Here is a 25,334-nt window from a genome sequence, read left to right as displayed (position 1 = left end):
CCGGCTGCGCATCTGATCTTCGCAGTATAGGCAACGCACGGTACGGCTTGCTCGGGGCAGCCCGGGGGTTAGAACTTCGCGCGGATACCCGCGCCGACCGTCTGGCCCGTCGATAGGCCGCTGATTTGGTCGTTCAGGTACGCCGCGTACAGATCCGTGCGCTTCGACAGCGGATAGTCGTAGCCGAGCGCCCAAGTCCGGCGCGTTTGATTCAAGCCGCCGCTGTCGCGCGAAAAAGCGTACGAGGCCATGACGGTGCCGGGCCCGACGGGCGCGGTCACGCCGCCTTGCTCCGTGTTGACGTGCCAGCCGCCGCCCGCGAGGCCATCGTTCTTCGTGTACATGTACTGACCGTAGAACTTCACGGCCTTCAAATCGTAGCTGGCGCCGAGCTGAGCGACGCTCTGGCTCTTGAACGGCACGATCGTGCCGAACGGCGTGACCTGGCCGAGGTCGTTCGGCCCATTGTTGAAGTTCACGTATTGATAGACGCCCGTCGCGGCGAACGGCCCATGGAAATAGAGGAACTGCGCGCTCCACTTCTTCGAACGGTTGTTGCCCGCTTGGTTGCCGAGGCCGTACATGATGCTGCCCGACAGGCCGTTGTAGTTCGGCGTGGAATACTGAATCGCGTTGTTCCAGCCGGAATCGCCGACGACGCCCGTATCGGTCGCGTACGTCGCGCCCGTCGGCACCGCCGTGTTGCCTAGGAACACGTGGTAGACCATCGGCGAGAACGTGTACGAATCGATGAACGGATTGAACAGAATCGTGGATACGAACAAGTGCGTGGTCAAGCGGCCGGCCGTGACCGTGCCGTACGGCGATTCGATGCCCACGTACGCGTTGCGGGCGAAGAACGTGTCGCCCGAGAACCGGCCGTAGTTGCCGTTTTGCGGCAGGAAGAAGTCTTCCAACGTGAAGACGGCCTTATAGCCGTTGCCGAGATCCTCGAGGCCCTTCATCCCCCAGTACGACGTCGACATCCCGCCGCCGCCTTCCACCCATGCACGCTTGCCGCCCGGGAACTGCTGCATGCCCGCCCATGCGTCGACTTGTCCGTAGAGCTGCACGCTCGATTGGGCGTTTGCGCCGGCGCAAGCGGCGGCGACGGCCGCGGCGGCAGTCGTGCGAAGCGTGGTTTTCAGCGCGCGGCTGACGGTGGCTTTCATGTGATCTCCTATCGTTTGTCCAAAAAAGTGAGGCGCGCGAACCGTTTCTGGGGGGCCGTGGATCGCTGACGTCGTTCGTGGGCGGATCTCATCGTTACGGACCATTTTTCCGGACAAAAATACGTTCCCTTATTGCCGGTATAGCGGTTCGCTTAAGCACGCTTCTTACTGGGGCGCGATCGCTCGCGCGCGGTGCGGAAAGCCGCGCTTTGCACTTACTCCGTGCACCGCGGCTGGCCGCAAACCCGCACCCGTATTCGCTCGAAGCGACGTTCTATCGGATAGGAGGAAATAGTGACGCACGCGCGGGGGGCGACAAAATGATTTCGTCCGAGGAGTTCTTTCAGGCGCAGCCGAAGCGCGATTTTGCGTGCAAAAGTGTGGCGTATTTGCATCACACACCCGTTGGCGAGGCGTGACGAGAGGCAAATGAGTGGGGGACGTCTTGCCGTGGGCAGCCGGGGGAGCCGCGCAAGCGAGAGAGCGCGAGCAGTTGCGCTGGCGGTGCGCCGAAAAGCCGGCAGCCGGAAGGGGGCGTGATCAAACGCGCGTATGACTATGCGCGCTAATTACGATAGACAGGGGCAGACTCGGATGAACGCGCGCCGGTATTGGGGGGGCGCGGCGGCCGAGGCGCGCCGCGTTCTTCGTTGTAGCGCGCGATGTCCGCGCGGATCGACCCGGCGCGCAAATAGGCGGCGCCGCCCTCGCGTGCGAGCGTGCGCGCCTCATCGCTCACCGGCCGGAATGCAGTAGGCGGCGCGGCGAATCCCGCGCGAGGGACGTGCGGCGGCTTCGCATGGGCGAGCGAAACGGCGACCGCGCAAAACGCCGCCGCCGCCCAACGTCCAACGATGTGAAAAGCCGAATCCGCCATGATCGATGCACTCGCCAACCGTCCGCTCGGATGCTCGTGCGCAGGGGCGCGAGAGGCGCCTTCTTTACCGAGCGCTCGTCGGATGAATCGGTGCTCCGAGGGATCTCGAAGGGTAATTTATGGGCCGCCCGTCAAGGTGTCGAGGCAAAAAGTGTTAGGCGAGCGACGCCGTTGTAACCTGGTGTTACCGTAGCGGTTTTGCCCGCAGCGACAGCATTCGCACGACAAATACGGTCATTCGTTTCGCCCGCCTCTGCCCCTAATTTTCTCTCCCGCCCTTGCGCGTTTTTTGCAGGTTCGCTTTTTTCCGTCAAGAGAAGTGGTTTATGCGTCGTCTCTCCTATCTGGTTCCCGACAATTTCACGCTCGCCCTCGTGGGCACCGTCGTTCTCGCGAGCCTCTTGCCTTGCCGCGGCGAAACGGCCGTCGCCGTGAATTGGCTCACCAACCTCGCCGTCGGCCTGCTGTTTTTCCTGCACGGCGCAAAGCTCTCGCGCGAAGCCGTGGTCGCCGGCGCGACCCACTGGCGCTTGCACGTGCTCGTGCTGCTATGCACGTTCGTCATGTTTCCGCTGCTCGGGCTTGCGTTGAAGCCGCTCGTCGGCCCGCTCGTCACGCCGGCGCTGTACATGGGGATCTTGTTTCTCTGCACGCTGCCCTCCACCGTCCAATCCTCGATCGCGTTCACGTCGATCGCTCGCGGCAACGTGCCGGCCGCCGTCTGCAGCGCGTCGGCATCGAGCCTGATCGGGATCTTCGTCACGCCCGCCCTCGTGAGCCTCGTCATCACGAACCAGGTCGGCGCATCGGGTTCCGGCTGGCATACCGTCGGCGCCATCGTCATGCAGTTGCTCGTGCCGTTCGTGGCGGGTCAGCTGCTGCGGCCTCTGATCGGGCCGTGGATCGAAGGCAAACGCCGCGTGCTGCGCTTCGTCGATCAAGGCTCGATCCTGCTCGTCGTCTATACCGCCTTCAGCGAAGCCGTCAACGAGGGGCTTTGGCGCCATCTTTCGCTCGGTGCGCTGGCCGGGCTCTTCCTCGTCAACGCGGTGCTGCTGGCCGCCGCTCTGGCGATCACGTCGATCGTCAGCAAGCGGCTCGGCTTCAATCGCGAGGATCGCATCACCATCGTCTTTTGCGGGTCCAAGAAGAGCCTCGCTTCGGGAATCCCGATGGCCAAAGTGATCTTCGCTTCACAGGCCGTCGGCGCCGTCGTCCTGCCGCTCATGCTGTTCCATCAGATGCAGCTGATGGTCTGCGCGGCGCTCGCTCAACGCTGGGCCGCGCGCGATTCGCACCACGAACCTTCGCAGCCGGCTGGCGCCCGCGCCCGTTGAGCCGCCTGGCTATTGCACGGCGCAATGCGATATTGCGTCGCACCCAAAATCGGCCCGAATAGATAAAGCCGATTGGCGGCGAAGCATTTTGCAGCGCGAAAATCCGAAAGGAGTCGGCAAACGTTTGCAGTTGTTCAGCGTCTCACCGTTACGAAATAGCGAGAATCACGCCTTGCGCAATTGTCGAACGCCGGGCCGCGCAAAGCGGGTTTCGAGATCTCTCGAAACCCCGCCAGGTGAGGATTGGAAGGGTCACTGACGGAGCACATCCATCTGACTCTCATAAATCTTCTTAAAATCGTCGCTTTCGACTTTTAGCGCTATTAGAATGGCGCTCGAAACGAGAGCGCCGTCACGCTTCTTCCGTGAATGCTGAAATTGCACGTCCAAGCGAGAAAATAAATGACCAGCGAGGATCGATCCGACGACGTACGCCACGGGGTGTCGTTGCGCCGCGTGCGCCGCATACGGGATCGGCGCGCCAAGACGATCGAGGCGCCGGAAGATAATCAATCGTTCGAGGACTACGCGGCGCATCGCCTGTGGTCGTTCCTGTGCGCGCAGCTCGCGACGGCCCTCGTGGGCTACATCGTGCTCGTGGTGGGCGACGCATGGCTCGACAAGCAGCGCATGGCGCCGGCCGCGTTCATGAGTGCGCTGCCCGCGCTGCCGATGGCGGCCGCGCTCACCGTGGCGTGGATGAAAGGCAGCGGCCTGCGCGCGAGCCTGGCCGCGCTCGCCTTCATCGCCTCGCTCGAAGCCGGCATCGTGCTGCACGCGCTGCAGTGGGGCGACGGCATGTTGATCGTTCTGCCCGCTTTCGTGCTCATCCCGCTCACGTTCAGTCCGGTGCTGCTGCGCGGCTGGGATTTCCCGGCCACCGCCGCGCTCGCCATCGCCGGACCGCTCGCGCTCGTCGCGATCAGCAAACCGCCGGCCGTGGAAGAATTCGGCGTGCTCCTGTCGATGTTCATCGCCATCTCGACGAGCCTCGTCACGAATCTGTTCGCCCTGCGCTCGCAAAAGAAGAGCTTTCGGCTCGAGCGGCAATTGCGCGCGTTCGCCGACATCGACGAGCTCACCCAGTTGCCGCGCCGGCGCCGCGTATTCGAACTGGGCCGCCGCATTTTGCTGCGTGCGGAGCGCGTGGGCCAATCGTTTTCGGTACTCTACATCGACGCCGATCACTTCACGGCGGTCAACGACCGGTTCGGTCATGATGCGGGCGACCGCGCGCTGCAGCTCATCGCGCGACAGATCCAAGACTGCATGCGGCCCACCGACGTGGCGGGCCGCTTCGGAGGGGAAGAATTCGTCGTGTTGCTGCCGGGCACCGACCAGCACGACGCCGCGCGCGTGGCCGAACGCCTGCGCAAGCGAATCGAAGACGCCCGCCAGCTCGAAGTGCGTCTGACGATCAGCGTCGGGGTCGCTCAGCACGCGCGCGGCGAGCCGATCGAGCGAGTGATCCGGCGAGCCGACACCGCGCTGCTCGATGCGAAGGGTAGTGGACGCAACCGCGTCGTCATCGCCGAGCCGGTGCACGATGCCGTGTCGCGCCGGGAAGCCGGGACGATCGGCATGGCCGATCTCGTTCGCGAGCACGTCACCGTGGACGCGGCGAACGATGCGCTCGCGCAACCCGGTCGCGAGCCGCTCGCCGATTAGGCCGACGGACGCACCAGCTTGGTGCGTCGCTTCATGGAAAATTCATTCAACTCTTAATGGTCGCGGTCGATAAGCCGACTATCCAATCATTCCGGCTTGTCGTCCCGTCATGTCACTGCGCCCGTCATCGCCGCCTGGCGAGTCCAACGTCGCCGAGCTGATCGCCCGGCGCGCGCTGTCCGCCGTCTTTCAGCCCATCGTCGATTTCGACGGCGGCGCCATCCTCGGATACGAAGGGCTCATACGGGGGCCGGCCGGTTCGCCGCTCGAATCCCCGGGCGCCTTGTTCGCGCAAGCCGCGCGCGAAGGACAATCGGTCGCGCTGGAGCATGCCGCCGCGCGGGCGTGCGTCGCGGCGTTCATGAGCCTGCGGTGCGAAGGCAAGCTATTCCTGAACTTCAGCGCCGACGCCTTGGTCGCCCTCGGGCAAACGCGCGAGCGCACGATCGACTGGCTGCAGCGTCACGGTTTGAACGTCGAGCGCATCGTGCTCGAGCTGACCGAGCAAGGCGAGATCGCAGATGTACGCACCTTCGCCCCCGCCGTGGCCGAACTGCGCGAAACGGGAATTCAGTTCGCGCTCGACGATTACGGCACCGCGAACGCGAGCATGAACCTGTGGGTGCGGCTCCAACCCGATGTCGTCAAGATCGACCGGTTCTTCATCGACGACATCGCGAACGATCCGCTGAAATTCGAAGCCGTGCGCGCCATGCAGCATTTCGCAGGCGCGAGCGGCGCGCGGCTCGTCGCCGAGGGCATCGAAAACGCTGCCGATCTCATCGTCGTGCGCGACATGGGCATCGCGCTCGGCCAGGGCTTTTTCTTCGGCCGCCCCGATGCGCGAGTCCCGCGCAAGCTCGAGCCCGCCGCGCACGAGGCGCTCGGCGCGGGGCACATCGCCGTCTTCCCCGGCGCCACGCGCACTCCCGTGGCCGCTTCGCCGTCGGGCGGCATGGCGGCCTCGAAGATGGTCGTGGCCGCGCCCGCGCTGCCCAAAAGCGCATCGAACAACGACGTGCTCGATCTGTTCAACCGCTTGCCGACGCTGCACGCGGTGGCCGTGGTCGAAGACGACCTTCCGGTCGCGCTGATCAACCGGCGCAGCTTCATGGACCGCTACGCGCTGCCCTACCACCGCGAACTCTTCGGCAAGCGCCCTTGCGTGCTGTTCGCGAACGCCTCGCCCGTCATCATCGAAAAATCGATGACCGTGGAGCAGATGGCCAAGCTGCTCGCCAGCGACGATCAGCGCTACCTCGCCGACGGCTTCGTCATCACCGACGAGGGGCGCTATGTCGGCCTGGGCACGGGCGAAAGCCTCGTGCGCGCCGTGACGGAAGTGCGCATCGAGGCGGCCCGCTACGCCAACCCGCTCACGTTCCTGCCCGGCAACATCCCGATCAGCTCGCACATCGCCCGGCTCATCGGACACCGCGCCGAGTTCCAGGCCTGCTACGTCGATCTGAACCACTTCAAGCCGTTCAACGATCGCTACGGCTACTGGCAAGGCGACGAAGTGCTCAAATTCGCGGCGGCCGTGCTTGCCGACGTATGCGATCCGACGCGCGACTTTCTCGGGCACGTGGGCGGCGACGATTTCCTCATCCTGTTTCAGAGCGAAGACTGGCGCGAGCGCGTCGCGCGCGCAATCGACGCGTTCAACACGGGCGCGCTGCACTTTTATGCCGATGAAGACCGCGCGGCCGGCGGCATTCACGGCGAGGACCGCCGCGGCAACCCGACGTTCTTCAGCTTCGTGACGATGGCGATCGGGGCGGTGCGCGTTCAGCCCGTCATAGACGGCGACACACGCTACGGCAGCGAGGACATCGCGTCCGTCGCGGCGCTCGCCAAGCATCGCGCAAAACAGAACCCGAGCGGCCTTTTCGTCATCGACCTCGACGAGGGCGCGGCGTTGATGCGCGCCCATGAACATGTTTAGCAATTTTTACTAAACAGTAAAATGTTCTGAAATCATTGCTGGATAAGCGAATAAGGGCAATCATCTAGTTCGTTTAGCGGTTGTATTGCGTTTTTTACTATACAATTTGCCGCATCCCGACCCACTAGACGAGCTGCGATGGCCACTACGATTCGCGACATCGCCCGAGCGGCGAACGTGTCGATCGGCACGGTGTCGCGCGCGCTGAAAAACCAGCCTGGGCTGTCCGAAGCCACGCGCCTGCGCGTCGTCGAAACGGCGCAGCGGCTCGGCTACGACGCGGCGCAGCTGCGGCCGCGCATTCGACGTCTGACGTTTTTGCTGCACCGTCAGCACAACAACTTCGGTGCGAGCCCGTTTTTTTCGCACGTCCTGCACGGCGTGGAGGACGCATGCCGCGCGCACGGCATCGTGCCGTCGCTGCTGACCGCGGGCCCGACCGAGGACGTCGCCGAGCAGTTGCGCCTGCACGCGCCCGATGCGATCGCCGTGGCGGGCTTCGTCGAACCCGAGACACTCGCGGCCGTCGCCGCGATGCAGCGCCCCCTGGTGCTGATCGACCTGTTCGCGCCGAACATGCGCTCGGTGAACCTGGACAACGCCGCGGGCGCCGCGCTGGCGATGCGCCATCTGTTCTCGCTCGGCCGCAAGCGCATCGCATTCATCGGCGGTTCGCTCGCTCACTACAGCATCGCGCAGCGCGCGCTCGGCTATCGGCGCGCGTTCTTCGAGGCGGGGCTGCTGTTCGATCCGTCGCTCGAGACGTCGATCGACGCTCACTTGCCGCCCGATGAAGGCGCCGCCCTGGCGATGCATCGTCTGCTCGACACGCACGGCCCCGACCGCATGCCAGACGCCGTTTTCGCCTATAACGACGTTGCGGCGCTGGCCGCGATGCGGGTTGCCCTCGGCCAGGGCTTGCGCGTGCCCGAGGACATTGCGTTCGTGGGCTTCGACGACATCCCCGCTGCGTCGCACGCCACCCCCGCGCTGACGACGATCGCAACCGACATGGAAGCGCTCGGCGCACGCGGCGTTCATTTGCTGCTCGAAGACGTTCCGGGCGAGTTGACGGTGCGCCTGCCCGTGCGGCTCGTCGCGCGGGCCAGTACGGTCGGCGGCGCCAGCGCGCAGCACGCGCTCGGCGCAGCCGGCATTGAATCGGAAACGACATCATGACGAAGCTTCCCAACGCCAATCGAAGCATCAAACCGCCGCCCGGCGCCGTCCATACGAACACGATGGTGCCCCCGGTCGACGATTTCCGCGATCGCGCGTTCCTGCTCGAGCACGTGGCGGACACGCTGGCCTTTTATGGGCCGACCGTGCACGACCCGTCGGGCGGCTTCTTTCACTACTTCAAGGACGACGGCACGGTCTACAACCGCAGCTCGCGCCATCTCGTGAGCAGTTGCCGCTTCGTCTTCAACTACGCGATGGCGTATCGGCATTTTCGCGATCCGGTGTACCTGGAATACGCGCGCCACGGTCTGGCCTTCCTGCACGACGGGCATTGGGATCCGGTCCACCGCGGGTACGACTGGGAGATCGAGTGGCGCAACCGCGAAAAGCGCACGATCGACGGCACGCGGCATTGCTACGGTCTCGCGTTCGTGCTGCTCGCGCAAGCGCATGCCGCCATGGCCGGCATCGAGGAAGCGCGGCTGCAGATCGCCGAAACGTTCGAACTGATGGAACGCCGCTTTTGGGACCCGGCGGCGGGCCTGTACGCCGACGAAGCGACGCCCGACTGGCACGTCTCCACCTACCGCGGCCAAAACGCGAACATGCACACCACCGAGGCGTTGCTCGCGGCCTACGAGGCGACGGGCCACCTTGTGTATCTGGATCGCGCCGAGCGCGTGGCGACCAACATCACCGAGCGCCAGGCGAAGCTGTCGCACGGGCTCGTCTGGGAGCATTTTCACGCGGATTGGTCGGTCGATTGGCACTACAACGAGGAAGACAGCTCGAACATCTTTCGCCCGTGGGGCTTCCAGCCGGGGCATCAGACCGAATGGGCCAAGCTGCTGTTGATCCTCGAGCGCCATCGTCCGCTGCCCTGGCTCGTGCCGCGCGCGGTCGAATTGTTCGACGCGGCGCTTACGCACGCCTGGGACGACGAGCACGGCGGCCTGTGCTACGGCTTCGGCCCGGACGGCAAGATCTGCGACCACGACAAATACTTCTGGGTGCAGGCCGAAACCCTCGCGGCGGCTGCCCTGCTCGCGCACCGCACCGGCAGCGAACGCTTCTGGGACTGGTACGACGAGATCTGGAGCTACAGCTGGACGCATTTCGTCGATCATCGCCACGGCGCCTGGTATCGCATTCTGACGTGCGACAACCGCAAATACAGCGATGAAAAGAGCCCGGCCGGCAAGACCGACTATCACACGATGGGCGCCTGCTACGAGGTGTTGAACGCGCTCGTCGAACGCAACGGCGACGCGAGCGCCGGCGAGCCCGAGACGCCCTCCCCGCTGCAACGCGCCCACGGCAACGGAAGCGGAAATGGAAACGGCAGCGGCGCCGCCGCGCGCCGCGATTGAACGGACGATCCATGCACACCCCAGAAGCTACGAGTACGGCGGCCGCCGCCACGCACGGCGAGCGCGCCGCCTTCCCGCTGTTCGTCAGCGCGGGCGACATTCTCACCGATCTCGTCCGCGCGGGCGGCCCGAACTGGACCGCGCACCCTGGCGGCGCGGGCTGGAACGTCGCTCGGGCGGTGGCGCGCCTGGGCGTGCCGACGGCTTTCGCCGGCGCGATCGGCTCCGACTGTTTTTCCGACGAGCTTTGGCGCGCGAGCGAATCGGCCGGGCTCGATCTGCGTTTCCTTCAACGCGTCGAACGTCCGCCCCTGCTCGCGATCGTCCACGAGACCCAGCCGCCCGCCTATTTCTTCATCGGCGAAGCGAGCGCCGATCTCGCGTTCGATCCGGAATCGCTGCCCGAGGGGTGGATGAGCGAGGCTCGCTGGGCGCATTTCGGCGGGATCAGCCTCGCGCGCGCACCGCTGTCGGCCACGCTCGCGACGCTCGCCGCCGATCTGCGCGCGCACGGCGTACGCATCAGCTTCGACCCGAACTACCGGAATCTGATGGCGCACGGCTACCGGCCGATGCTCGAGACGATGGCCTCGCTCGCACATCTGATCAAGGTCTCGGACGAGGATCTGCGCTGCCTGTTCGGCACGGACGAAGACACCGCCCTCGAGACGCTGCGCGCCATGAACCCCGAGGCCACGGTGCTCGTCACCCGCGGCGCCGGCGCGGCCACGTTGATCGCGCCGGGCGAGACCGTCGCGGCCATGCCGCCGCGTGTCGAAGTCGTCGATACGGTCGGCGCAGGCGATGCGTCGATCGCCGGTTTGCTCTTCAGCCTGATGCAGCGCGCCGAGCGCGGCTGGCGCGATCACCTGACGTTCGCCCTGGCTGCGGGCGCCGCGGCATGCCGTCACGCGGGCGCGCATTCGCCGACACTCGACGAGGTCGTCGCCCTGCTCACGTAGCCGGCCTCGTCCCGCGGCCGCCGAACGAAACGCATGCGCGCGCGGGCGCCGGCCGGTAAGGCCGCGCGCCGCGTGCTAGGATGGATTCATGCGTCCGGAAAGGAGCGTCATCATGGAAGACGTCACCTACACGAAAGGGATCTACACGGCCACGCCCGGCGTGCAGCAACTCGACGACGGCCGGTTCCAAGGCGTCGTCCACCTCTCGCGCGACGACGCGACCGAGGCCGAGACGACGGCGTACGAGGTGAAGGGCACGAGCGCCACCGTCTCCGAGGCGCTCGAAGAAGCGAAGGCGCTCGCGCACCAAATCCTCGGTGAACTCGAACTGTAGAAGACGTGAAGCCGCGGGCAAGCGCCGGCGCTAGCGTCAGGCGCTCCCGCATCGGCGCACGCCCCTTGCTCGTATTCGCCTCATGAGGGCGCAGGGAGGTTCAAGATGGCTGAAGAACTTTACTCGTACGGCGTCTATTCGATCCACGTGCGCCCCATCGAGCTCGAAGGCTCGCGCTGGGACGCCGAGTACGAAATACGGCAGCAGGACAAACCCGTGCAACGGTGGACGACGATCGGCGGCGACGCGGGCTACGCGGACGTCACCGACGCGATCGAAACGGCGCGCCGGCAGGCCGAGGCCGACATCGAGCGCGGCGCGGGCGTCCCCAAGCCCCGGGCGTTCCCGTAGTCGCGCGCCCCCGCGCCGCGTGCTACGCTGCGCGCGTTCATGACGACGGGCCGCCGCATGGCAACCGATACGCAAAACGAAACATCGTCCCCCGCACGCGCGGCTCCCCATTCGTCCGGCGACGCACCGCCGCGGGTGCCTCGCTCCCCCAATGCGCGCATCGCCCCCAAGCGCCGGGCGGCGGGCGGCCGCGTTCTTCGCACGGGGGCGGGCAGCGTCGTCACGCACGGCATGTCCGATCGCAGGGGGCTCGGGCTCGATCTCTACCATCGCGCGCTGACGGCCACGTGGCCCGTGTTCTTCGCCTCGCTCGCGGGATTTTTCGTGCTGCTGAACGCCGCGTTCGCCGCGCTTTATTCCTGCGGTCACGCTCCGATCGCCAATCAAGCGCCCGACGGCTTTCTCGGCGCGTTTTTCTTCAGCGTGGAGACGCTCGCCACGGTCGGCTACGGCGATATGCATCCGCAGACGGTCTACGCGCACGCGATCGCGACGCTCGAGATTTTCACCGGCATGTCGAGCATTGCGTTGGCGACCGGTCTCATCTTCGTGCGCTTTTCCCGTCCGCGCGCGCGCATCATCTTCTCGCGCTACGCTGTCGTGCGCCCCCTCGACGGCCAGCCGACGCTGATGCTGCGCGCGGCGAACGCACGCCAGAACTTCATCGTCGAGGCCAAGGCGCGACTGCGCCTGATGCGGCACGAGACGAAGCCCGAAGGCTATTCGCTCTGGCGCATCCACGACCTTAAGCTCGTACGCGAGCAGCACCCGATTTTTCTCTTGGGCTGGAACGTCATGCACGTCATCGACGAAACGAGCCCGCTCTACGGCGAAACGGCCGAAAGCCTCGCCGCCTGCGAAGCCTCGCTGATGCTGGCGATCGAGGGCGCCGACGAGACGACGACGCAGACGATGTACGGACGCTACAGCTGGGCGCACGACGACATCCGCTGGCAGCATCGTTTCGCCGATCTGCTGCACGACGACGAGGAGGGCGTCACGCACATCGACTACGAGAAATTCGACCTCGTCGTGCCGTTGAACGAGCACGACTAAGCTTCGTCGAAAAAATCCTCTCCGATCCCGCGCTCCCTGGGTGTGAATTGCCAAGCCTGCGACGCTTCGTAGGCGAGATAGCAAAATTCCTCCCCTTTTGCCGCTAAAGAATAGAGCCTTCACCGCCCCGCGTCCGATGGGCGTCGCCCGCACTGCGCCGGCAGACGCCCTGAGCGGGCAAAAGGGATCGAAGGAGACATCGACATGACCGCCCGCCTGCCGATCGACGGCACGCCTGCTCTATCCGAGTACCGCCTCACCGACAACCTGACCGCCACGCGCGGCCGCATTTTCCTCACCGGCACGCAGGCGCTCGTTCGCATCATGCTGACGCAGCGCGAACTCGACCGCGCGCTCGGCTGGAACACGGCCGGCTTCGTCAGCGGCTATCGCGGCTCGCCGCTCGGCATGGTCGATCAGCAGATGTGGAAAGCCAAGAAGCTCCTCGCCGCGGGCGACGTGCGCTTTCTGCCCGCCATCAACGAGGAGCTCGGCGGCACGGCCGTGCTGGGCACCCAGCGGGTGGAGGCCGACACCGAACGCACGGTCGACGGCGTCTTCGCCATGTGGTACGGCAAGGGGCCCGGCGTCGACCGGGCGGGCGATGCGCTCAAGCACGGCAATGCGTACGGCTCCTCGCCTCACGGCGGCGTGCTCGTCGTGGCCGGCGACGATCATGGCTGCGTCTCGTCGTCGATGCCGCATCAAAGCGACTTCGCGATGATGGCCTGGCACATGCCGATCGTGAACCCCTCGCATATCGCCGACATGCTCGAATTCGGCGCCTACGGCTTCGCGCTGTCGCGCTTCTCGGGCGCCTGGGTGGCCTTCAAGGCGATCTCGGAAACCGTCGAATCGGGCTCGACCGTCGATCTCGACGCCTTGACGACTCACTGGCCCGCGCCCGAAGGCTTCGCCGCGCCGGCCGGCGGCCTGCACAATCGCTGGCCCGACTTGCCCAGCCTGACGATCGAGGCTCGCCTCGAGGCAAAGCTCGACGCGGTGCGCACGTTCGCCCGCGCGAACAGCATCGACAAGTGGATTGCCACGAGCCCGAAAGCGGATGTCGGCATCGTCACGTGCGGCAAGGCGCATCTCGATCTCATGGAGGCGCTGCGCCGACTCGATCTGACGGTGGCCGATCTCGACGCGGCCGGCGTGCGCATCTACAAGGTCGGCCTTTCGTTCCCGCTCGAAATGACGCGCATCGACACGTTCGTCCAAGGCCTCGCCGAAGTGCTCGTCATCGAGGAGAAAGGGCCCGTCATCGAGCAGCAGATCAAGGACTACCTCTTCAACCGGCCGGCGGGCGAGCGCCCCGTCGTCATCGGCAAGCAAGATGCGAACGGCGCGCCGCTGCTTTCCTCGCTGGGCGAATTGCGCCCCTCGCGCGTGCTGCCCGTCTTCGCCGAATGGCTCGCGCGGCACAAGCGCGCGCTCGATCGGCGCGAACGGGTCGTCGATCTCGTCGCGCCGAACATCTTGTCCAACGCGGCCGACGCCGTGCGCCGCACGCCGTACTTCTGCTCGGGCTGCCCGCACAACACGTCCACCAAGGTGCCCGAGGGCTCGATCGCCCATGCGGGCATCGGCTGCCACTTCATGGCGTCGTGGATGGACCGCGGCACGACCGGGCTCATCCAGATGGGCGGCGAAGGGGTCGACTGGGCCGCGCATTCGATGTTCACGAAAACGCGCCACGTGTTTCAGAACCTCGGCGACGGCACGTACTTCCATTCGGGCATCCTTGCCATCCGGCAAGCAGTGGCCGCCAAGACGAACATCACCTACAAGATCCTCTACAACGACGCCGTCGCGATGACGGGCGGTCAGCCGGTCGACGGCAGCATCTCCGTGCCGCAGATCGCCCGGCAGGTCGAGGCCGAAGGCGTCTCGCGCTTCGTCGTCGTATCGGACGAGCCGGAAAAGTACGACGGCTGCCATGGCCTTTTTCCGAAGGGCACGACGTTCCACCATCGGCGCGAGCTCGACGCCGTGCAGCGCGAACTGCGTGAAACGCCGGGCGTGACCGTGCTCATCTACGATCAGACCTGCGCCGCCGAGAAACGCCGCCGCCGCAAGAAGGGCGAGTTCCCCGATCCGGATAAGCGTCTTTTCATCAACGAAGCCGTGTGCGAAGGCTGCGGCGATTGCGGCGTGCAGTCGAACTGCCTGTCCGTCGAACCGGTCGAGACGCCGCTCGGGCGCAAGCGCCGCATCGACCAGTCCTCGTGCAACAAGGATTTCTCGTGCGTCAACGGCTTTTGCCCGAGCTTCGTCACGATCGAAGGCGGCAAGCTGAAAAAGGCGGCCGGCGCGGCCTTCGACGAAGCGGCGCTGGCGCGCCGCGTCGACGCGCTGGCCACGCCGCAAGCGAAGCTCGACGCGGCGCCGTACGACATCTTGGTGACGGGCGTGGGCGGCACCGGCGTCGTGACGGTCGGTGCGCTCATCAGCATGGCCGCGCACCTCGAAGGCAAGAGCGCGTCCGTGCTCGACTTCATGGGCTTCGCGCAGAAGGGCGGCTCGGTGCTTTCGTTCGTGCGCTTCGCCGCGCGCGACGAATGGCTGAACCAGGTGCGCATCGACACGCAGCAAGCCGACGTCCTGCTTGCCTGCGACATGGTGGTCGGCGCCAGCGCCGACGCTCTGCAGACGGTACGGCACGGCCGCACGCGCATCGTCGTCAACACGCACGCGATCCCCAATGCGGCGTTCGTGAGCAATCCCGACGCGAGCCTTCATGCCGATGCGCTCATCGACAAGATGCGGCATGCGGCGGGCGCCGAGTTCATGTCCGCGTGCGATGCGCAGGCGTTGGCGGCCAAGTTCCTCGGCGACACGATCGGCGCAAACATCCTCATGCTCGGCTACGCGTGGCAATTGGGCCTGGTCCCGGTCTCGCATGCCGCGCTCATGCGGGCGATCGAATTGAACAACGTCGCCGTGCCGATGAACAAGCTCGCGTTCGCCGTCGGCCGCCTCGCGGCCGGCGACCCAGCGGGGCTCGAGGCGCTGTGGGCCGAGCGGCATGCCGCGCGCGTCGGACATGAGGCAACGGGTGCGCAATCCGTCGAATCGATCGGCCTCGATGCGCTGATCGCCGATCGGGAGGCCCGCCTCGCCAGCTATGGCGGCCCCCGCTACGTGCAGCGCTATCGCGCGCTCGTCGGCGCGGCGCGGGAAGCGGAACGCGGCGTGCCCCAAGCGCGCCTGGCTCGCGCGGTTGCCACGACGTTCTATCGGCTGCTGGCGGTGAAGGACGAGTACGAAGTCGCGCGCCTCTATGCCGATCCCGCCTTCCGCGAGTCATTGGAGGCGCAATTCGAAGGGACGGCCGGCAAAGACTTCAACGTGAAATTCAATCTCGCTCCGCCCTCGCTCGCGAAGGCCAAGGCGGGCGAGACGCCCACCAAGCGCACGTTCGGCCAATGGCTGTGGCCGGTGCTCGGCATGCTCGCTAAGTGGCGTTCCCTGCGCGGCACGGCGCTCGATCCGTTCGGCCGCACCGCCGAACGACGCATGGAGCGCGCGCTCGCCGACGACTACGAAACGACCATGCGCCGCGCCTTCGCCCTGGTGACCGACGCCAATGCCGAAGATATCGCCAAGCTGGCCGACCTTCACGCCCGCGTGCGCGGCTATGGGCACGTCAAGCTGCGTAACCTCGCGAGCGTGAAGCGCAGCGAACGGGAACTCGCGGCGCGCATTGGGCTCGATGCGGCGACGAGCGAGGCCGTGCAGCATGCGCTCGACGAAATGAAGGGCGCCGGCTCACTGCGCGGCATCCCCGTCGTCGTCGCGAAGTAAGGGGCCGCTATTTCGGCGAGATCCAACGGCCGTTCGCGTCGAGTTGCCGGTAGGCCCGGAACTCTTGCCCTTGCGCGATGATCGCCATGTACACGGCCTTGGCGCGATCGCCCTTGTCGTTGAATGTGATGTCGCCCGTCGCGCCCGCGTAGTTCGAAATCTTATGCAGCGCCGCGACGATGTCGGCCGGCTTCGTCGACTTCGCGTCGGCGATCGCCTTGGCGGTCACCATGACCGCATCGTATTCGTATATCGAATACGGGCCGGGCGATGCGCCATACGCCTTCTTGTAGTCGTCGATGAAGCGGCGCGCCTTTGCCCCGGTGAGGAACCTCGGCAAGGGCGCAGTCGTGCAGATCATGCCCTTGGCGGAGGCGCCCGCCGTTTTGATCAGCGTGGGGTCCGTCGTGGCATCGCCGCCCATCAGATACTTGACCGGCAGCTTCAGCTGGCGAACGTCCCTGGCGATCGCAGCCGCCTCGGGGTAGTAGCCCGTGTAGTAGATCACGTCGGGTTTCGTTTCAGCTACTTGCTTGGCGACATCGGCATAGTCGATCTGCCCCGGCGTCACGGCATCGTCATAGACCACTTCGATGCCTTGCTTCTTCAACGCTTCGATGGTGTTTTCGGCCAGCCCCTTGGAATAGGTCGTGTTGTCGTTGATGACGGCGACCTTCTTCGCATGCAAGACTTCCTTCATGAGCTTGGCCGCGAACGGCCCCTGCTCGTCGTCGCGGCCGATCGTGCGGAAAGCGTTGTCCCAACCTTTCTCGGTGAGTTCGGGATTGGTCGAAGCATCCATCACGAAGGCGAGGCCCGCGCCGTGGAATACACGCAATTCGGGCAGCGCCGAACTCGAGCAATAGCCGCCCGCCACGGCCACGACCTCTTTGCCGACGAGCGTTTGCGCGGCTTGCGCAGCGGCATCCGCGTCGCACTGGTCGTCTTGCGGCACGAGTTCGATTTTCTTGCCGAGCACGCCGCCATGCGCGTTGATGTCGTTTGCCGCGAGCTGCGCCCCGTTCAGGATGTCCTTGCCTGCCGTGGAGTAGCTGCCTGAGAGCGGCACGGGCACGCCGATCTTGACCGTCTCCTGCGCCAGCGCCGCACCGGGCGCGGCAGCCGCCGCGAGTGCGAGCGCGCTCATGCCGCCGAGCGCCGCTTGCCGTAGACCGTCGAATGCGCGCGATGCGCCATGCCGAACCATCATGTCTGTGCTCCTTGTGCTTGTTTTGAATGGGAGCGCGTCTCGGCCCTCGGTGCGGCAAGCACCGGTCGGCGGCCGCGGACACGCGTGCATTGCCGGTAGCAATACACGCGCCTTACCGCCCGAGCGGATGAACCGTCGATCGCGCGCGGCCGGTCGCGCCTAACCTGATGATAGGCGCGCAGGCGGACAGATCAAGCCGCGCGCGGCGGCGAGCGGCAATGATCGAAGGGGGAAGGTTCGATGCGCACCCGCCCGTACCGTGCGGACAGTGGCGCTCTGGCGGGCTATGCGTCCTCGCCGATCCAGTCGATGTCTGCGCACAGCACGCACGCGCGCTCGCCGATGCGAACCGACATCGACAGCGTGATGCAAGGCAGCGCTTCGTTGATCGACAGGTACGGCTTGGTCGCATGCACGCGGTCGGGCGCTTGCATGGCCGCGATGAAGTAAGGACGACGCATCCAGTTGGCGCCCTGCGCATCGGCGACCGGCAGAAAGCGCGCCTCCTGCCCCGCGCGGTCCGCGCGCAGCACGACGTTGCGCCCCGTTTGACGCCCTTGTTCGTCGAGCAAGAAGCACCGCGCGGCGCGATCGAGCGCAAGGAAATTCCAGCAGACTTCCTCGAGCGGCTCGCCTTGCGCGAGACGCTCGCCGGCGCGCTCGAACGCGCGCAGATAAGGCGCAAGCCGGCTCGCGCGCCCGCGCTCGCGCGCCGCGTCTTCCTGCCGATGCCGCTCGACCAGCGCCGAGATGCGCTCGGCCGCATAGGTACTGTCGGCGCTCGCGGGGCTCGGGCGGCCAAAGTGGAAGCCCTGGACGAAATCCGCATCGCACGAAAAGGCGAGCTGAGCCTCATGCTCGGTCTCGACGCCTTCGATGAGCACGAGCTTGCCCGCCTCGTGCAGCATGGCCACGAACCCCGGCAGGATCGCCGCGGCCTGCGTTCGATGCGCCGCTTGCGAGAGCATCATGCGGTCGACCTTCACGATGTCGGGATCGAGCTGCCAGATCCGCTCCAGATTCGAATCGCCGGCGCCGAAATCGTCGAGCGCGATCAAGAAGCCCTGCTCGCGAAAGCGGCGCGCCTCCTCCGCAAGCTTGTCGAAATCCTCGGCTTGCACGGCCTGCAGTTCAATGACGATGCGGCGCGCCGACAAGCCGAGCCGATCGAGGTGCGCGCCGAATGCCGCCGCGTGATACGAATCGGCCAGTGCGCCCGCATGGACGTTCAGGAAAAGCCACTCGCGCTCAGCGCGCAACGTCTTGAAATTCTCCAAATGCAGCGACTGCGCGAGACGATCGACATAATGCAGCTCGCCTTGACGGGCGGCATCGCCGAAGACGTCGAGCGGCGGCACGGGGCGATCGAAGACGTCATGCGCGCGCAGCAGCCCCTCGTAGCCGACCGCCCGCAAATGCGCCAGGCTGAAGATCGGTTGGAACACGCTCGTGAGCGTGAGATCGCGGTGGCGCAGCGCATAGCGCTGCAAGCCCGACGATGTGTCGGACTCGAGCGCGGGCGCCGCGGCGCGTTCATGGACAGGCGTCACCATGGCGATCTCCGCGCACGGCCGCGGCGCGCGTCGGGAACGTCTCGAACGCTCCGCGACAGGCAACCCGGACTGCAAACACTGCATCGAAAGCGAAAGACGGTCAGCGTCATCAACGGCTCCCTCGGTTCTTTTTACTGTAGTGGCAGCCGTGACGAAAGCAAGGTCCATGCGCGCTCGCGCAGGGCGGGGCGTCGAGCCCGGAAGACTAATAGGCAAGCGCGTGAGCGAGCCTAAGTGGTTGCGATCCGTTTGCACTGCACCGGCGGCGGCGAGTCCCGCCCGCACCGTTGCGGTGCACGCGGGCCCGCCACGAGCGTGAGCGCGACGCTTAGAGCACGGGGCCGCGCGCCATTTCGCGGCGCAGCAGCGCGTAGAGCAGGATGGCCCCGAACGTGGCGGTGCCGATGCCGCCGAGCGCGAAGCCGCCGACCTGCAACGAGAAGTTGCCGGCGCCGATCACGAGCGTGACGGCCGCGACGATCAAGTTGCGGTTATCGGAGAAGTCGACCTTGTTGACCACCCAGATGCGTGCGCCGGTCACGGCGATGAGGCCGAAGACGACGATCGATACGCCGCCGAGCACCGGGCCCGGGATCGTTTCGATCAGCGCGCCGAATTTCGGCGAGAAACCGAGCACGAGCGCGATGACGGCGGCCACGACGAACACGACTGTCGAATAGATCTTCGTGACGGCCATCACGCCGATGTTTTCCGCATAGGTCGTCACCCCCGTCCCGCCGGCGAAACCCGAGACGATGGTCGCGAGGCCGTCGCCGACGAAAGCACGGCCGATGTAGCGATCGAGGTTTTGCCCGGTCATGGCGCTGACGGCCTTGATGTGGCCGAGATTCTCGGCCACTAGGATCACCGCGACCGGGGCGAGCAGCAGCATCGCGTGGGGATCGAAGACGGGCGCCGAAAAGCGCGGCAGACCGAACCAGGCGGCATGGGCGACGATGGAGAAGTCGATCGGCTTGCCGAGCCCCATGCCGTTGGTGGCGACGGCGTAGATCGCGTAGGCGATGAGCAAGCCGACGAGGATCAGCAGCCGCTGCATCATGCCGCGCGTAAATACGGCGACGATGCCCACGCTCAGCACGGTCACCACGGCCATCCATGAATCGAAGGTCGAGCCGCTGACGCTCTTGACGGCAATCGGCGCGAGGTTCAGCCCGATGACGGCGACGATCGAGCCCGTGACGACGGGCGGCATGAGCGCCTCGATCCATCGCGTGCCGACCGCGCCGACGATGAGCCCGATGACCGCATAGACGACGCCGCAGGCGATGATGCCGCCGAGCGCAACGGGAATGTTCGCATTCGGGCCGTGGCCCGCGTACGCGGTGACGGCGATGACGAGACCGATGAACGAAAAGCTCGAACCGAGGTAGCTCGGCACGCGGCCGCCCACCAGCACGAAGAACAACAGCGTGCCGATGCCCGACATGAAAATGCACAGGTTCGGGTCGAAGCCCATCAGCAGCGGGGCGAGCACGGTCGAGCCGAACATGGCGACGACATGCTGAATGCCCATGGCGAGCGTTTGCGGCCAGGGCAAGCGCTCGTCGGGCGCGACGACGCGGCCCTCGGCGGCGCCGGGCACCGGGCGCCAGCGCGGAAAATAGGATTCGGCCATGCTCGTTGGGCTCCTTCTCGCGTGGGGGTGGGCGCCGCCGCGGTGCGGCGGGGCATTGGAATTAAGCGCGTGGTTAAGGATGGGAAAAAACGGGGACAAGTAATTAAGTGGATTGGGGGCGGCGTGCCCGCGGGCGCACGCCCAGTCGAAGAGGCGGCCGCCGCGGCCGGTTCGTCGCACCCGAAGGTCCGCTCAAATCCAGACGTCGTTCGGCCGCGTCCGCTCGTTGCGCGCCTCGTCGCCGGTATTTGACACGCCGGTGGGCTCGATCAACATCAGGCTGGCTTCGTGTTCGGCATAGGGCTTGTGCTCGACGCCGCGCGGCACGATATAGAGATCGCCCGCGCGCAGATGCACAGGCCCGTCGCGCAGATCGATGCGCACTTCACCCGCCACGACGAAAAACGTCTCGTCGGTATCCGCGTGGCTGTGCCAAACGAAGTCGCCCTGCACCTTCACGATCTTGAACTGGTAGTCGTTCATTTGCGCGACGACGCGCGGGCTCCAGTGCTCCGCGATCATGCCGAGCTTTTCGCCTAAGTTGACGACCGTCCCCACACCTTGACGGGTGGCCTCTGTGTTTTGCTTCATCACGTCCGCTCCATTGTGCCGTTCGATAAAGATTCGCCGGAAAGCGAAACCCATCGTAGCGCCGCCGGCTCAGCGATAACAGCCACAATTTTCCGCGAAATGAACCAGAACAATTTTATTGGCCCAAGACGCCATATGTGCCGATAATGGCTCGTCTCGGTCGCCCTGCTCGCCCCCATGGATCACCCCACCGCCCACCGCTACGAACAGCTTGCCGATCTCATTACGGGAATGATCGAGAAAGGCACGCTGGCGCCGGGCGAGCGCCTTCCGTCGTTGCGCGCGGTGTGCGAGCAGCATCGCATCAGCCTGTCGACGGCGCTGCAGGCCTATCGCCTGCTCGAGCAGCGCGGCGTACTGATCGCCCGGCCGCAATCGGGCTTCTACGTCAACGCCGCGCACGCGACGTCGTTCGCGTTGCCGTCCGCTTCACGCGGAAGAAGCAAACCCTCGACCGTATCGATCGGCGGCGCCGTGGCGCACCTGCTCGAATACGCGTCGAATACGTCGCTCGTGCCGCTCGGCTGCGCCGTGCCCGATGCGGCCTTGCTCCAAGCGGCGAAGTTGGACCGCACGCTGTCTCGCCTCGCGCGCACGCAAGGCGGCGACGCCAATATTTATTCGGCGCCCCGCGGCGAACGCTCGCTTCGGCAAGCCCTGGCACAACGCGCGATGCGTGTGGGACACGCTTTGTCGGCCGACGATATTCTGATCACGTGCGGCTGCACTGAAGCGCTGGCGCTCGCGTTATCGGCCGTGGCGCAGCGCGGCGATGCGGTCGCGATCGAATCGCCGACTTATTTCGGCCTGCTTCATACGCTCGAAGCGCTGGGGCTCAAGGCGTTCGAGATGCCGACCTCTCCGACAGCCGGCATCGACGTGGCGGCACTTTCGCGTTTGCTCGATGCCGAGACGATCTCGGCGTGCGTCCTTTCTTCGAGCTTCAACAACCCGCTCGGCTCGACGATGCCCGAAGCCAACAAACGCGCGCTCCTCGACGTGCTGCAAGCGCACGACGTCCCGCTGATAGAAGACGACACTTACGGAGAGCTGCATTTCGGCCGGGAACGACCGAGGCCCTTCATCGCGCTCGACGGCGGGGCGAATACGCTCTATTGCAGTTCGTTTTCAAAAAGCATCGCACCGGGTTATCGCGTAGGCTGGATCGCCGGGGGCCGACACATGGCGCGCGTCATCGAACGCAAGCTCGCGTTCAGCCTGTGCGGCGCCGTGCTGCCGCAGCGCGCGCTCGCCGAGTTCTTGGCCACGGGCGCGTACGACACGCATCTGCGCCGCGTGCGGCGCATCTTCCAAGACAACCTCGCCCGCATGACACGCGCGGTGGAAGCGAGCTTTCCCGTCGATACCAAAGCGAGCCGGCCCGAAGGCGGGTTCGTTCTTTGGCTGGAGTTGTCCCGCAAGATCGATACGCGCGCTTTGTTCGACGCGGCGCTCGAGCACGGTATCTGTTTCGCGCCGGGCGACGTCTTTTCCGCGAGCCGGCGGTTTCGCCATTGCCTTCGGCTGAGCGCCGGCTATTCGTGGACCCCGCAAATCGAAAGCGGCGTCCATACCCTCGGGCGGCTCGCACGCGAGATGTCGAGCGATTGACGCAGCGCCTCCCCGCGCTCGCAGCTGACGATGCGATAAGCGCCCACCGGATGCGCCTCAACGAATCGACGAAAGATGTTCATCGGCTCGCATCGCACGCCGCAGGTGAATGCGTCGAAGAACGCGCGCCCCTGCTCGGGGTACGTATGCAGCGAGACGTGAGACTCGGCCAGCAGCAACAGAATTGTTACGCCGCTCGGCTTGAACGCATGCTCGATCGTTCCGAGCACCGTCGCGCCTTCGCCCTCGGCGGCGCAAGTCAACGCTTGCGCAAGCGCCTCGCCATCGTTCAACGCCGCGGCGTTCGTCTCGGAGATGTCGACCAGCACGTGGCGACCATAGGCGAGATGCGTGATGTCAGTCATGACGCCTCGCCACCTTAGCCGTACCGGCGAAGCCGATCGATACGACAGCGACGCCAATCATCGAAATCCCGATGCCAACCGGCGCAAATGCACTCAAGACGCCCGCGAATGCGCCCGACATGGCTTCGCTGGTATTGGCGAGCGTGGAAAATAGACTGAAATTCTTGCCCACGTTCGCGTCGGTGGACAGCCGCTGGATATTGGTCGGCAACACCACGTCGACGAACGCGCCGATGCCGCCCAGCAAGAAGCATCCTGCAAGCATGGTCCAAGCGCTGACTGCGCACAGCGGCAATAGCGCGAGCGTGAAACCGTAGATGCGCCAGTACGTCATCAAGCTGGGCGTGCTGAAATCACGCGACATGCTGCTGCACACGAGCGCGCCGAGCAACGCGCCGAGTGCGAGCACGCTCATCGCATAGCCGATGATGCTATCCGCGTACCCGGCGCCCTTGAGCAGCGTGGGGATCAACACTCTCAACGCGGCGCCCACGAACAGGATGCACAGCGCGGAATACCCGATAGTCACGAACAGTTCGCGCTTCGTAAGCGCCGCTTTGACGTTCGCCATGAACTCGCCATAGAGTCGGGCAGGCGAGACGGCGCCCGCCCGAGATGCGCGCTCGCTGCGCGGCCCACCCACGAGCGTGCGCCAGATACAGAGCGCCGACACCAGATAGGTGGCCGCATCGATCGCCAGCACGCGGCCCGGATCGGCGACGACATACAACAGCGTCCCGCCGAGTGCTGGACCGACGAGCCCGCCCATCTCCACCGCCATTTGCGCCGCGCCGTTTGCCGCCGGCAAATGATTCTTGCTAACGAGCGACGGGATCGTGCCTTGAAACGCGGGCTGAAACAGCGTACGAAACGCGGTCATCGACATGCCGATGAGCGCGAGCGCCGCCACGCCGATGCGATCGGCCGACAGCATGACGCAGAACACGCACGTAATCGCCATACGCGCCAGATCGGCGCCGACCATCAGCGCCCGCCGCGGCAAACGGTCGGACAGCGCCCCGCCGAGCGGACCGAGTACGACATATGGAATGAAGCGAAAGAAGTACACCGCGCCCGACAACGCAACATTGGCGTGCGTGACGTTCAGCACCGTGACGATGAAGATGAACTCGTGCACGCCGTCGCCGATTTGCGACAGTAGATTACCGGTCAGCAGCACGGAAAGGCGCCGCTCTTTGCGCAGCATCGCGAGCATCGACTCTCCTACGCGGCGTGCGCGGGCATGATCGGGAACAGCAACTCCCGCTTGGAGAACCGACGCCCCGGATCCTTGAGCTTATCGATCACCATGGCGTTCATCAGCAATTGATCGGCATGCGGCATGAGAAAGTACATGAGGTTGACGTACCAGTACCACCCAAGCTTCGTCAGCGACAGCGATGTGTCGTCCTCGACAACGAGCGCCTCGTGCTTCAATCGCCCCAGCTTGTCGAGCACTTCCGGGTGAACGGCATCCCACCGCACACGGTCTTTCCGGATACTTCCGTGATAGGGCAAACGCAGCACGAGCGGCCGGGCGAAGTCGAGCGCCGCGTCGTGCCGGCTGATCTCGCACGGAATGCGGCCCGCGTCGATCGCCTCGCGGTAAACCTTCTTGCTGTGGGTCTGCGTCATGACGTGGCCCATCGTCGAGCTGATGGCGTTGACGCCGAAACCCATGAGGTCGTGATCGTGGTAGCCGTATACATGCTCGTGATAGACGAACGAGTAGGCGTCGCTGACCACGTCGGGCGTCGTGTTCGTGCGCACGTAGCCATGGCCGTTGTGCGGCATGAAACCCGCGTGGCGCATGGCTTGATCGATCAACACGTTCATCCCGAACTTGCGCATCGCCGAAGTGGGCGATGCGCCCGCGCCCTCGAGCTTTGCGTGCAATCCGACTTGCGTGACGATGTTGTCGATCGGATAAATATCGACGTTCGTGGTGCCGAGCGCGACGGCCGCGCGCAGATCGGCCATGACCTCTTCCTCGTCCTGCCCGCTCATGCCGTACAAAATATCGAACGTTTGGTAAGGGAACATCTGGTTGAGCAAGGCCGCGGCCGCGTGAATTTGATCGAGCGACGCGGTCAAATCGAACATCTCGCGCCATGTCGGCGAGAAGGTCTGCAGGCCAAACCGCGGGTGGGTGACGCCGATCTCTCGCATGGCCAGGGCGCGCTCCGCGGTGAGGCTTTTCACTTCGACCTCGAACGAGAATTCGCGTAGATGCGACAGGTCGAATGTCTCGCGGATCAGTTCCCCGATCTGCCTGATCTGCTCGGGATCGAGCAAGCTAGGCGT

General features: G+C 65.4%; 20 protein-coding genes. 11 read left to right on the top strand and 9 right to left on the bottom strand.

All coding sequences use genetic code 11. The features are described 5' to 3' along the window. Nucleotides 1-68: 68 nt before the first annotated feature. Together ACTHNR_RS25240 and ACTHNR_RS25235 are read right to left on the bottom strand one after the other, a co-directional pair. Nucleotides 69-1,172 (bottom strand): porin, encoded by a 1,104-nt coding sequence (locus ACTHNR_RS25240; RefSeq protein ID WP_440551300.1) that lies wholly within the window; start codon nt 1,170-1,172, stop codon nt 69-71. Between the two features lie 565 nt (nt 1,173-1,737). Further along, on the bottom strand, nt 1,738-2,049 hold the full coding sequence (locus ACTHNR_RS25235; protein WP_440551299.1) for a hypothetical protein: 312 nt from the start codon (nt 2,047-2,049) through the stop codon (nt 1,738-1,740). 326 nt (nt 2,050-2,375) lie between these two features. On the opposite strand from ACTHNR_RS25235, the gene ACTHNR_RS25230 reads away from it, so the two are divergent. The 10 genes from ACTHNR_RS25230 to ACTHNR_RS25185 all read left to right on the top strand — a co-directional run bounded on the left by ACTHNR_RS25230 (nt 2,376) and on the right by ACTHNR_RS25185 (nt 16,064). Then, the gene (locus tag ACTHNR_RS25230; protein ID WP_440551296.1) at nt 2,376-3,386 is read left to right on the top strand and encodes a bile acid:sodium symporter family protein; all 1,011 of its coding nucleotides are present in this window, start codon (nt 2,376-2,378) and stop codon (nt 3,384-3,386) included. A gap of 402 nt (nt 3,387-3,788) precedes the next feature. Continuing rightward, nucleotides 3,789-5,054 carry a GGDEF domain-containing protein gene (locus ACTHNR_RS25225; protein ID WP_440551293.1) on the top strand — a complete coding sequence of 422 codons (1,266 nt, stop codon included), beginning with the start codon at nt 3,789-3,791 and terminating at the stop codon, nt 5,052-5,054. 109 nt (nt 5,055-5,163) lie between these two features. After that, nucleotides 5,164-6,999 (top strand): EAL domain-containing protein, encoded by a 1,836-nt coding sequence (locus tag ACTHNR_RS25220; protein WP_440551291.1) that lies wholly within the window; start codon nt 5,164-5,166, stop codon nt 6,997-6,999. A gap of 138 nt (nt 7,000-7,137) precedes the next feature. Further along, entirely contained in the window at nt 7,138-8,178 is a 1,041-nt protein-coding gene (locus tag ACTHNR_RS25215; protein ID WP_440551289.1) for a LacI family DNA-binding transcriptional regulator, read from the top strand. Nucleotides 8,179-8,240: 62 nt separating this feature from the next. After that, nucleotides 8,241-9,551 (top strand): AGE family epimerase/isomerase, encoded by a 1,311-nt coding sequence (locus ACTHNR_RS25210; protein ID WP_440551311.1) that lies wholly within the window; start codon nt 8,241-8,243, stop codon nt 9,549-9,551. Between the two features lie 11 nt (nt 9,552-9,562). Then, nucleotides 9,563-10,513 carry a carbohydrate kinase family protein gene (locus ACTHNR_RS25205; RefSeq protein WP_440551288.1) on the top strand — a complete coding sequence of 317 codons (951 nt, stop codon included), beginning with the start codon at nt 9,563-9,565 and terminating at the stop codon, nt 10,511-10,513. A gap of 112 nt (nt 10,514-10,625) precedes the next feature. Then, nucleotides 10,626-10,847 (top strand): hypothetical protein, encoded by a 222-nt coding sequence (locus ACTHNR_RS25200; RefSeq protein WP_440551286.1) that lies wholly within the window; start codon nt 10,626-10,628, stop codon nt 10,845-10,847. 105 nt (nt 10,848-10,952) lie between these two features. Further along, a complete protein-coding gene (locus tag ACTHNR_RS25195; protein WP_440551284.1) occupies nt 10,953-11,198 on the top strand; it encodes a hypothetical protein in 246 nt (81 codons plus the stop codon). Nucleotides 11,199-11,255: 57 nt separating this feature from the next. Further along, complete coding sequence (locus ACTHNR_RS25190; RefSeq protein WP_440551283.1) at nt 11,256-12,254, top strand: ion channel; 999 nt, start codon at nt 11,256-11,258, stop codon at nt 12,252-12,254. Nucleotides 12,255-12,458: 204 nt separating this feature from the next. Continuing rightward, nucleotides 12,459-16,064 (top strand): indolepyruvate ferredoxin oxidoreductase family protein, encoded by a 3,606-nt coding sequence (locus tag ACTHNR_RS25185; RefSeq protein ID WP_440551281.1) that lies wholly within the window; start codon nt 12,459-12,461, stop codon nt 16,062-16,064. 7 nt (nt 16,065-16,071) lie between these two features. Here ACTHNR_RS25185 and ACTHNR_RS25180 read toward each other — a convergent pair whose 3' ends face one another. From ACTHNR_RS25180 to ACTHNR_RS25165, 4 genes are all read right to left on the bottom strand, one after another. Continuing rightward, entirely contained in the window at nt 16,072-17,274 is a 1,203-nt protein-coding gene (locus ACTHNR_RS25180; RefSeq protein WP_440551279.1) for a branched-chain amino acid ABC transporter substrate-binding protein, read from the bottom strand. Nucleotides 17,275-17,558: 284 nt separating this feature from the next. Then, on the bottom strand, nt 17,559-18,827 hold the full coding sequence (locus ACTHNR_RS25175; protein ID WP_440551277.1) for an EAL domain-containing protein: 1,269 nt from the start codon (nt 18,825-18,827) through the stop codon (nt 17,559-17,561). A gap of 328 nt (nt 18,828-19,155) precedes the next feature. After that, nucleotides 19,156-20,463: a solute carrier family 23 protein gene (locus ACTHNR_RS25170; protein ID WP_440551275.1), complete on the bottom strand. Its 1,308-nt coding sequence runs from the start codon at nt 20,461-20,463 to the stop codon at nt 19,156-19,158. A gap of 192 nt (nt 20,464-20,655) precedes the next feature. Next, a complete protein-coding gene (locus ACTHNR_RS25165) occupies nt 20,656-21,054 on the bottom strand; it encodes a cupin domain-containing protein (RefSeq protein WP_440551273.1) in 399 nt (132 codons plus the stop codon). A 177-nt stretch (nt 21,055-21,231) separates the two neighbouring features. On the opposite strand from ACTHNR_RS25165, the gene ACTHNR_RS25160 reads away from it, so the two are divergent. Further along, entirely contained in the window at nt 21,232-22,665 is a 1,434-nt protein-coding gene (locus tag ACTHNR_RS25160) for a PLP-dependent aminotransferase family protein (protein WP_440551271.1), read from the top strand. Here the strand turns inward: ACTHNR_RS25160 and speD are convergent. From speD to ACTHNR_RS25145, 3 genes are all read right to left on the bottom strand, one after another. Then, complete coding sequence (gene speD / locus ACTHNR_RS25155) at nt 22,590-23,030, bottom strand: adenosylmethionine decarboxylase (protein WP_440551269.1); 441 nt, start codon at nt 23,028-23,030, stop codon at nt 22,590-22,592. The two genes, ACTHNR_RS25160 and speD, sit on opposite strands and share 76 nt — an antisense overlap. Continuing rightward, entirely contained in the window at nt 23,023-24,246 is a 1,224-nt protein-coding gene (locus ACTHNR_RS25150) for an MFS transporter (RefSeq protein ID WP_440551267.1), read from the bottom strand. Before ACTHNR_RS25150 ends, speD begins: the two co-directional genes overlap by 8 nt. An 8-nt stretch (nt 24,247-24,254) precedes the next feature. Continuing rightward, on the bottom strand, nt 24,255-25,334 hold a 1,080-nt coding region (locus ACTHNR_RS25145; protein ID WP_440551265.1), incomplete at its 5' end, for a coproporphyrinogen-III oxidase family protein.

It is taken from the genome of Trinickia sp., assembly GCF_051954495.1.
Classification (GTDB): Bacteria; Pseudomonadota; Gammaproteobacteria; order Burkholderiales; family Burkholderiaceae; genus Trinickia.
Note: the sequence above shows the minus strand (reverse complement) of the source record. Positions and strands in the feature narration are given on the sequence as shown.

Excerpts from the sequence above, each read along its gene's own strand:
- ACTHNR_RS25175 (WP_440551277.1), bottom strand. The coding sequence starts at position 18,827 with ATGGTGACGCCTGTCCATGAACGCGCCGCGGCGCCCGCGCTCGAGTCC.
- ACTHNR_RS25205 (WP_440551288.1), top strand. The coding sequence starts at position 9,563 with ATGCACACCCCAGAAGCTACGAGTACGGCGGCCGCCGCCACGCACGGC.
- ACTHNR_RS25210 (WP_440551311.1), top strand. The coding sequence starts at position 8,241 with ATGGTGCCCCCGGTCGACGATTTCCGCGATCGCGCGTTCCTGCTCGAG.
- ACTHNR_RS25150 (WP_440551267.1), bottom strand. The coding sequence starts at position 24,246 with ATGCTCGCGATGCTGCGCAAAGAGCGGCGCCTTTCCGTGCTGCTGACC.
- speD (WP_440551269.1), bottom strand. The coding sequence starts at position 23,030 with ATGACTGACATCACGCATCTCGCCTATGGTCGCCACGTGCTGGTCGAC.
- ACTHNR_RS25240 (WP_440551300.1), bottom strand. The coding sequence starts at position 1,172 with ATGAAAGCCACCGTCAGCCGCGCGCTGAAAACCACGCTTCGCACGACT.
- ACTHNR_RS25215 (WP_440551289.1), top strand. The coding sequence starts at position 7,138 with ATGGCCACTACGATTCGCGACATCGCCCGAGCGGCGAACGTGTCGATC.
- ACTHNR_RS25180 (WP_440551279.1), bottom strand. The coding sequence starts at position 17,274 with ATGATGGTTCGGCATGGCGCATCGCGCGCATTCGACGGTCTACGGCAA.
- ACTHNR_RS25235 (WP_440551299.1), bottom strand. The coding sequence starts at position 2,049 with ATGGCGGATTCGGCTTTTCACATCGTTGGACGTTGGGCGGCGGCGGCG.
- ACTHNR_RS25165 (WP_440551273.1), bottom strand. The coding sequence starts at position 21,054 with ATGAAGCAAAACACAGAGGCCACCCGTCAAGGTGTGGGGACGGTCGTC.
- ACTHNR_RS25195 (WP_440551284.1), top strand. The coding sequence starts at position 10,953 with ATGGCTGAAGAACTTTACTCGTACGGCGTCTATTCGATCCACGTGCGC.
- ACTHNR_RS25190 (WP_440551283.1), top strand. The coding sequence starts at position 11,256 with ATGGCAACCGATACGCAAAACGAAACATCGTCCCCCGCACGCGCGGCT.
- ACTHNR_RS25220 (WP_440551291.1), top strand. The coding sequence starts at position 5,164 with ATGTCACTGCGCCCGTCATCGCCGCCTGGCGAGTCCAACGTCGCCGAG.
- ACTHNR_RS25170 (WP_440551275.1), bottom strand. The coding sequence starts at position 20,463 with ATGGCCGAATCCTATTTTCCGCGCTGGCGCCCGGTGCCCGGCGCCGCC.
- ACTHNR_RS25160 (WP_440551271.1), top strand. The coding sequence starts at position 21,232 with ATGGATCACCCCACCGCCCACCGCTACGAACAGCTTGCCGATCTCATT.
- ACTHNR_RS25185 (WP_440551281.1), top strand. The coding sequence starts at position 12,459 with ATGACCGCCCGCCTGCCGATCGACGGCACGCCTGCTCTATCCGAGTAC.
- ACTHNR_RS25230 (WP_440551296.1), top strand. The coding sequence starts at position 2,376 with ATGCGTCGTCTCTCCTATCTGGTTCCCGACAATTTCACGCTCGCCCTC.
- ACTHNR_RS25200 (WP_440551286.1), top strand. The coding sequence starts at position 10,626 with ATGGAAGACGTCACCTACACGAAAGGGATCTACACGGCCACGCCCGGC.
- ACTHNR_RS25225 (WP_440551293.1), top strand. The coding sequence starts at position 3,789 with ATGACCAGCGAGGATCGATCCGACGACGTACGCCACGGGGTGTCGTTG.